General features: G+C 31.4%; 1 pseudogene. It reads right to left on the reverse strand.

The window, feature by feature from the left end:
• Nucleotides 1-1,059: pseudogene (locus ACOTVC_RS08790) on the reverse strand (hypothetical protein); the annotation flags it as partial.

A 1,059-nucleotide genomic window follows, 5' to 3' on the forward strand; every position in this document is an offset into this window, starting at 1 on the left:
ATTAGGAGATAATGCTGCTATGGTAGCACCATTTTTTAAATCAATTACATTACCAGTATTATTATTTACTAAACTTCCGGTATTATTATTTACCCCTATGGTGCCTTTGTTTATGATACCGCTACCACCTAATAAAGTTCCAGTTACATTAATATACTGAGTAAGTTTTTGGTTAGTTCCTATATAAAAACCAGCTGTTTTACCATTAACTAAACCACCTAAATCAATTTTACCTACTTGATAATCATTTCTACTATCATTCAATACAATTCCATATCTACCAGCTTGAATAGTACCTGTATTAGTAATATTATCTATAGTCACACCTGTTTTACCAGATGATCTATTATCTCTAAATGCTATACCATCTTGGTTTGCTACAATAATTCCTAAATTATTTACATCTTTTATAGAAATAGAAGCATCTACTCCCCAACCTATATCATATAACTCTATACCACTTCCACGCGCTTGAATAATACCAGAATTACTTATAGTACCTATTGTGGCTCCTGAATATATTTGAATACCTGTTGTAGCTTCAATAGTACCCTTGTTATCTACAAGATCTCCATTAGCATAACTAGTACCTCCTATTTTATTCCATATTAATCCAATACCTGCACCAAATTTAACAGAAATAATTCCATTATGGTCATTTGTAATAGTTTTAAATTTTCCGGCAATACTCACTCCACCATCAGCTATAAGACCTGTATTCTTAAAATAATTTATAGTCCCAGCAGAATATATAGCACTTTGTTCCCCCATAATAGTACCTGAATTAATCAAAGTATCAACAATTCCACCAACATCTATTTTTACACCAGCTCCTTGTCTTACAGGTTGTGAACCCTTACCACTAATAACACCGGAGTTATTTAAATTTTTAATACTAGAACCATTAGAAACATTAATACCGTTATCACGTTCACCAATAATAGTATTACTATTATTCAAATTTTCAATAGTAGAGTTACTAGCAATAGAAACACCACGACTACCACTAATAGTGCCTTTATTGTTTAAAGTAGATATATTAGTTCCACTTGCTACATT

Source organism: Campylobacter sp. GB48, from assembly GCF_049221845.1.
In the GTDB taxonomy this organism is placed as follows: Bacteria; Campylobacterota; Campylobacteria; order Campylobacterales; family Campylobacteraceae; genus Campylobacter_D; species Campylobacter_D lari_C.